Annotated in this window: 8 protein-coding genes; all 8 read right to left on the bottom strand. The window is 53.7% G+C overall.

Features of this window, described 5'->3' with window-relative positions:
- Positions 1–746 precede the first annotated feature (746 nt).
- Positions 747–1,082 (bottom strand): hypothetical protein, encoded by a 336-nt coding sequence (locus KIS29_11050; GenBank protein ID MBX8640862.1) that lies wholly within the window; start codon positions 1,080–1,082, stop codon positions 747–749.
- Positions 1,083–1,492: 410 nt separating this feature from the next.
- Positions 1,493–2,125 carry a recombinase family protein gene (locus KIS29_11045; protein MBX8640861.1) on the bottom strand — a complete coding sequence of 211 codons (633 nt, stop codon included), beginning with the start codon at positions 2,123–2,125 and terminating at the stop codon, positions 1,493–1,495.
- Positions 2,122–3,006 carry a hypothetical protein gene (locus KIS29_11040; protein ID MBX8640860.1) on the bottom strand — a complete coding sequence of 295 codons (885 nt, stop codon included), beginning with the start codon at positions 3,004–3,006 and terminating at the stop codon, positions 2,122–2,124. The genes KIS29_11045 and KIS29_11040 overlap by 4 nt, the downstream gene beginning before the upstream one ends.
- Positions 2,993–3,406, bottom strand: coding sequence for a hypothetical protein (locus KIS29_11035; GenBank protein MBX8640859.1), 414 nt, complete (start codon positions 3,404–3,406; stop codon positions 2,993–2,995). Before KIS29_11035 ends, KIS29_11040 begins: the two co-directional genes overlap by 14 nt.
- Positions 3,403–3,849, bottom strand: a complete 447-nt coding sequence (locus KIS29_11030; GenBank protein MBX8640858.1) for a hypothetical protein — start codon at positions 3,847–3,849, stop codon at positions 3,403–3,405. Before KIS29_11030 ends, KIS29_11035 begins: the two co-directional genes overlap by 4 nt.
- The gene (locus tag KIS29_11025) at positions 3,824–5,047 is read right to left on the bottom strand and encodes a hypothetical protein (GenBank protein ID MBX8640857.1); all 1,224 of its coding nucleotides are present in this window, start codon (positions 5,045–5,047) and stop codon (positions 3,824–3,826) included. Before KIS29_11025 ends, KIS29_11030 begins: the two co-directional genes overlap by 26 nt.
- On the bottom strand, positions 5,034–5,705 hold the full coding sequence (locus KIS29_11020) for a hypothetical protein (GenBank protein ID MBX8640856.1): 672 nt from the start codon (positions 5,703–5,705) through the stop codon (positions 5,034–5,036). Before KIS29_11020 ends, KIS29_11025 begins: the two co-directional genes overlap by 14 nt.
- On the bottom strand, positions 5,706–6,768 hold a 1,063-nt coding region (locus tag KIS29_11015; GenBank protein ID MBX8640855.1), incomplete at its 5' end, for a hypothetical protein. It lies immediately after the preceding gene.

Here is a 6,768-nt window from a genome sequence, read left to right as displayed (position 1 = left end):
GCAAAACGCAAACGCCTGCAGAAACTTATAAAGAACAATGGAGGGAAGTGATGAACAAACGAATCAGCAAGAAAAGACGAGACAGAACGATGGTCGTTCTTGTCCCTGTGCGTGTGAAAGTGAACGGGAAAAAGAAGTAATCATTTCTTAAAAATTTTCAATTTTATTTTTATCCTGACCTCTTATAATTTGATTTAAGCCTTGTTTGAAAGGGTTTGCCATAGAATATTACCTGCCTTTTCGGTATAAAATAGATGACGGAACAAAAGTATAGTATCATGGAAGATTGTTCCACTAATCTTTATATAACAGGAGCGAACTGCTATGAAGATGGATTTTAATTCCATCTTGACACAGTGTATGAACAAACCGTCAATTTCGTGAACATATGGGCTGAACTGTGAACAGATATTGGAATTTCTATACAAAACCAGGTATGTCGTGAACAGGAGGATCCAAGAAGCAGCTTGAACATTTTTTTCTCGTCCCGTTAAACTGCTGAAACACGCAGCGGCAGACCATCCGGAGAAATAAATTTTTAATTCACGTGATTAATCTCATGAATTATACATGACGTGGATCCAAATTGTGGCCATAATCCATGTCACAGTATAACCGTCAAATGCCGAATCACCGGCGGAGCGGCTTCTGTTGGGAACCACTTCCATAATTAATATCCGAGATCTCAGGCCCTCGAGTGTGAGATCTCAGCTGAGCTCAGGGGAAAAAATTCGGCGATTGATGAATCAGGTCGCAGCCGATGCCTCTTTGCCCTTTTCACGGCTGATGTTCTTCAGGGTGCGGGCCCTTACGAGCCTCTTCTCCCATGTAATCTCATGCCTGTCATGGGTCTCCTGGATCGCCTTCTCCAGGTAGTCCATCCTTATGGTGCCCGATTCGGTGAATGCCTCAGGCCCGTAATGGTCCATCATGTATTCCCGGACGTACCCGTTGTGCTTCGGGTTGTCCGATGCCTGTATCCATTTCGGGTCTGTGCTCCTTGCCAGCCTTGGCGCCGGTGCACTCACCGGGTATACCTTCCTTGCGCTTCCCTTCCCCCTGCTCCTGAACTCTGCTGCCATGGCTTATTCATGCGATCGCATACTAAAAATATTCCTGATCTCCCTGATGCCGGGGCATTCCGAAATTCGTCTTTTTTTCGACCCCCGCCCCCCCTAAATCATGTTACTTTATTAATATCGCATGGATCCAAAAATCCGGGGGAAGGGGGTCCGGAACTCCGGGCGATGCCAGGCAGCCGTGAACGCCGCAGAGCCGCAATAATGCGGTATGGGCATCACATGGGAATGGGGCGTCGTCCGCCAAGCGTGCGCCTTCGTTCGATTTGGCCTGAAAATTTTCAAAAAAACCATCGGGAAAGAATATATAGAAAGCTGCTTCGGCGGCTGCGGGAGCGCCGGGAATGAAAAGGGCAATCATGGCGGCAAGCAGCCATGTAATATGTGTAACATGTGTAATGCATGTAATCCGGTCAGCGGAAGGATCGTTTCAAAATAGAGTGAATGGTTGACTTCTTGCTGCCCAGCTCGGCTGCAATCTGCGACAGCGACTTGCCCTGGTCCCTCAGCCGGAGGATATCCTCTATTTTTATGCTGACTGTGGGGCTTCTTCCCAGTCCTACGATCCTTTTCCCGGACCTCTTGCTGATTGTATAGCCCTGTTCCCTTATGGTCGCCCTCTGCTTGTCGAGGCCCGCCCGTGTACGCTCGGAAATGATGTCAGATTCAAAGGCTGCCATCGTGAACAAGGTCCTGAGTGTCATTCGGGTTATTGCGGTCATCCTGTCCTGGATAATGATGCCGCCCATGAAGATCTGGAATGCCTTCCCTTCGTCGAGGATCCTCGTCACCTCGGTTATGCCTCTCTCCGGGCCCTCCCTTGTCAGCCGGTCGGGGAGGAACACCATGAACGTGTCCCATTCCTCGATCTCTGCCATGGCCTTCCGGTATCCTTCCCTCTCGATGGTCCTGCCCGTCTCGAGATCTATGTATTCCCTCCAGCTGATGCTCTTCTTCCTCAGGTATTCCCTCATAGGCTCAAGCTGCACTTCCGGATCCTGGACGTTGTCGTCGTGGCTGACACGGGCATAAAGGGCGTAGATCATTCCGTCTCCACCGTCATGGTCCTCGATACGGTCTGCAGCTTGAAGTCCAGCTTCGCCTCGGTCTTCATCTCCGGGAAAATCAGCTTGTCGAAAAATGGCCCGGTGGTGAACCAGGCCTCACTGATCTCCGTCCTGTTGATTGTCTCCTGCTTCAGCTTCTTGGTCTCTGCGGGCATCCTCTTCGCTCCCCTCTTGTAGATGTGGTACGGCAGTTTCGGGAGGATCCTGTAGTCCAGGTCCGTATAGGAATGGCAGGAGAATTCCGAGTTGATGCCCGTTTTCCTGAAATCAGCCACCGAATCGATGAAGAGCTTCTGAATCCGGTATGAATCCGTATTGTATGGCGCCAGGATGTCCCCCGCCTCGTCAATGGCCATGTGCACCCATTCCTGGGACTTCCGGTTGACCAGGGCCTGGAAGAGCTCTGCGTAAAATTTGGTCTCCTCTATGCTTGTGCCTGGAAAGAGTATGCAGAGGATCTTCCCGACCTCCAGGCTATCGACCACGTCCTGCGGGCTGCCGTAAAATGCATACTCGAGCCCCGCATCCTCCAGGTCGTCGACGGATATCTCCTCGATCCTGTTTCCGGCATAGATCTTCTGCAGGGTGTATGACGATCCTGCAGGGAGCATCAGCTTGCCTATTCCAAGGGCGAAGAACTCGAGATACTTGTCATGGCGCCTTGCCCTCCATATCCCGGCCTGAGGTTCCCTCCTATTGCCGTAGACGTCCCTGCCCTGGACTGCCAGGGTGGAAAGGTACTGCAGGATGGAAGTTTTTCCCTGCCCCGGAGCCCCCATCAGGATCGCATTGTGGCCACCTTCCCCCGCCCTGTCCAGGGTCATGAAGCCGGGGAGGACGTAGTCATCACTTTGGCTCATAGGCCGCCCCCACCGTGGGCTCCTTCTTCCTCTTCTCGAGGCGGACGAAGAGCGTGTCATTCATGAATGTCGTGCATCGTTCTATGAAATCTGCGGTCTCGGACCACACCCTGAAGGCATACTCGTCCCTGCTTATCTTCCCGTCTGTGGAGAGGTCGTCGACCCTGCGCCGGTATGCATACCAGTCCTCCTCAAATCTCTCGCCTATCTCCCGGGGGGACGTATTCTTCACCGGAAGCGATCTGTACAGGATGGATACCAGGGTCGCAAGGACCTGGGCGTCCCAGACATGGATACCGGATCCCCTCCTGGCGTTCTCGACCATGAAGTCGAAACAGGCAGCCCTTCTTCGCAGTGCCTCCTGCTGGTTCGGGTCGATGAACTGGTCGCCAGGAATCATGCTATCCTCACCTTATCCGGCTGAGTGGTCAGGATTAAACTCGCCCTCTCCTGGGAGGATGCGAGGGTGTTCATGTACTCATGCATTGCAGTCTTAACGAACCTCATGACCAGAACCTTCCGGTAGAATCCGGATGCCCAGTCCAGGTATTTTTCCCTGTCCCACGCTCCCCTGTTGACATCATCCTCAAGGAGCTTCTTGATGTGCGGATCGGCCATGTCAATGTTGAGGATCTCCTCTGCCCTCTTCCGGACGTAGTCAGGCATGCTCGAGTATGCCTGGTACAGGCCTATGAACAGCTGGATCTTGAATGGGTCCATGACGCTTATGATATCCACCAAAGCGGGATCCATGCCCGATCCAACCAGGATGGCCATGATCTTCCTCTTCACCTCGGGGACCAGTGACGGGGGTGCCTTATTCTGTGTCTTCTCCTCGGCCATTTACCTCTTCCTCCATTTCCTTTTCGGTCTTGCTCTGGACTGACACGAGGGCCTTTCTCTGCTCAACCAGGAACTGCTCAACCGCCTCCTTGCTGCGGCCATCCATCCTTGCGATGTTGAACGTGGCCCCGATCTCTGCCTCTATCTTATCGGATTCCCTGTTGATCATGTAGTCCAGCTTGTCTGCCCTGTAGTCGTTTTGATCCCTGATGATATTGAGGAGCTTCGGCATCAGGATGGACGGATCCATTTGTTTGTACTCCTGGAGCGAAACCGGGTCCTGCGCCTCTCCCCGCCAGTAGCTGACGGAGTCCTTCGCAAGGGCAACGAAGAATGATCTCTGCTTCCTGTTCATCGCATCGATGTCAATCATGGAGATCCCATGCTTGGTGGCCTTCTCTATGACCTGATCCCTCCACAGGTTGTACTGGTCCACCGCCCCCTTGAACTCAAGGAACTCCTTCTCCGGGATGCCGCCCTCCTTCCTGAGCTTCTCGGCCTTCTTCACTTCCTCTGACAGCTCCGTCCTTGACGGGTATGCTATCTTGACTATGAGGCCTGAGGGGATGTCGCCTTCCCCTTCTCCGATCAGTATCCTTCCGGTCTCGTCCACGTATGAAACGTCGATGATCTTCCCGAACTCCCCCACAATCTGGCAGTTGTACTTCTCTATCCTGTACGGGTCGCCTTTCTTTCCCTCGAACATGTAGTCCTTCGCCAGGTAGATCCTCCGTTCCGTGATCTTGGGGACTATCACCTTGGTCTCCACGCCACCCTCCTTGGTCTTCTCCCTTGCCACAACCGTCTCCTTCAGCTTGATCCTGATCTGGTCCACGAAGATGTTGTGGTGCCTGTCCTGCCTCCTCTCATATTCGTATGCGGAGATGAGGGCGAGCACTATGGCCATGAGGACCATCCCGAACACCAGCTCCGTCGCCTGGGGAAAATACTCTGAGGGGACGACGTAGGATATGATCACGACCAGCATTATGAGAAGGGTCGCCGGCCCGTTGTTCCGCAGGAACCAGTCCCTGAATCTTGCGCCGTATCCGGCTGTGTCCTCAATGTTGACTATCGTGAGCTTGGTGGCATCCGGCGTGACTTCCCTTTTATTTGTGCCTATGAGCTTTCCCAGGCGGAAAGGCCCTCCCTCGTCCGGGTTCATCTGCTCGTTCTTCTCGTCCTCAGTTTGAGGCAAGCAGCACCATCCCCTCTTTCTTGTTGTCCTTCTGTATCTTCCTGCGCATCACCGGCAGGAAGAGCCTCAGGAGGCCAAGGCCCAGAACTATGCCTCCCGCGGCTATCTCACCTCCCTGCCCATACGTCAGCTCCCCCGGAGCCACGGTCTTCTGGTGCTCGTAGCTGATATACGTGGTGGGAGACATGAACTCCAGGAGGTATGAGAATGCCATGGCATGGCCAAGGGATCCGGAGGTGATGTGGAAAGTAAAGTTGGCAACTCCGGAGTTCGTGCCCTGGAGCGTGATCGTCGTGACGTATGAGAATGTCCCGCTGTCGAGCACGGTGCTTCCCCCGTTGAGGGCGCTGTCCGTGACATACCATGAACTGTTCCCGGGGGCATGCAGCGTCGCGGAAAAGGTCGTGAGCATGGGCGCCACCACTCCGGGCTCCGCAGTGATGTACAGCTGCAGGCCCGGATCCTCGGCGAAGATGTACATGTTTATCTCCGAGTATGCCGGGTCCGTACCGTTAGTCAGGTTCCCTGCCACATCAGGCATTGCCTGGACTGCTGCCGGTCCCGTCTCCACTCCCGTATGAGCCGTCATTGCCGCAGCTGCGGCCGACACGAATGCTATCACAATGGCCAATCCAAATATTTTCATGCTTTTTCTCATTCAATCAACCTTCTTTTCTGCCTTTATCTTTGGTTTGGGGAACAGGGTCCTCTTGCCTGCCGTCCCCTCCCTCATCAAGCCTTTCCGGGTATCCTCAGGAATTGCATTCCACCATGCCTGTTCGGGCGTCGAGAGGGGAATGCCGCCCAGGATCTTCAGTGCGATGCCGCCCTCAACCACTATCTCAGCCTGGTTCAGGTCCTCCTTCTCCTTCTCCTTCTTTGCGTCCGCCTTGGGGACGAGCCATGCCAGGAGGCCTATGATGGTGGCAATGAATTCCAGGGCGATTGCCGCAGGGCTGGTGAGGAATTTCTCGATGCTCAGGCTCGTTATGGGCTGGGGCGGGTTTGACGGCGACTGTGTGGAGACAGTGAATTCCTGGGATGTACCTGTGAAGCGGACTGCCTGCCCCGAGATATTGGTGGAATGGGTTATGACCAGGATCGAGTATCCGGTTCCCACTGAGGAGATATTCACGGAGAATGCCGCCACTCCCGCCCCGTCATAGTACGGCAGTATGACTGCGGCGAATGATCCATGGTACAGGAGCTCCACCGACGTATTGGCTATCAGGGCATCCGTCTGGGAGGACGTCGGCGCAAGACCCACAGACCCACCGGAAATGAGCGAGAACGTGATGGTCCCGACGGTGGCATTATTGACCTGGATTACTGATGGAACGCTGACACTTTCCTGGAGGCCTACCGAAACTGGTGTGATCGGGATAACATTTACCTGATAAGAATAGGACCCTGAGTTGTTGCCGAACGTTTCCTTCATGGCGAACGTCATCGACCCGTTGACTGTTGGCAAAAATGTAACCCTGAGGTATCCCTGATCCACTGTGTGGTTGATGATTTCTGGCAGGAAGAAACCCGATGAATTTGTTATGATGAACTGGAAGGTTGAATTCTGTATCTGCGATGGCGTCAGGAGAGTTCCGTTCCTGAATTCCGGATCCAGAAGCCATGTTGCATTCTGCCCCGGTATCAAATTCCCCGGCTGGCTGATGGGGTTCAGGATTATGCCATGGTTCGTGCTGTTTATGGCCTGTTCCGTTATC

Origin of the sequence: Candidatus Sysuiplasma jiujiangense (assembly GCA_019721075.1) — an archaeon.
GTDB classification, from domain to species: Archaea; Thermoplasmatota; Thermoplasmata; order Sysuiplasmatales; family Sysuiplasmataceae; genus Sysuiplasma; species Sysuiplasma jiujiangense.
This window is presented reverse-complemented; position numbering and strand designations above follow the sequence as displayed.

What these genes read in the sequence shown, in the direction of transcription:
- KIS29_11050 (MBX8640862.1), bottom strand. Translation starts at nt 1,082, where the DNA reads ATGGCAGCAGAGTTCAGGAGCAGGGGGAAGGGAAGCGCAAGGAAGGTA.
- KIS29_11045 (MBX8640861.1), bottom strand. Translation starts at nt 2,125, where the DNA reads ATGATCTACGCCCTTTATGCCCGTGTCAGCCACGACGACAACGTCCAG.
- KIS29_11040 (MBX8640860.1), bottom strand. Translation starts at nt 3,006, where the DNA reads ATGAGCCAAAGTGATGACTACGTCCTCCCCGGCTTCATGACCCTGGAC.
- KIS29_11035 (MBX8640859.1), bottom strand. Translation starts at nt 3,406, where the DNA reads ATGATTCCTGGCGACCAGTTCATCGACCCGAACCAGCAGGAGGCACTG.
- KIS29_11030 (MBX8640858.1), bottom strand. Translation starts at nt 3,849, where the DNA reads ATGGCCGAGGAGAAGACACAGAATAAGGCACCCCCGTCACTGGTCCCC.
- KIS29_11020 (MBX8640856.1), bottom strand. Translation starts at nt 5,705, where the DNA reads ATGAGAAAAAGCATGAAAATATTTGGATTGGCCATTGTGATAGCATTC.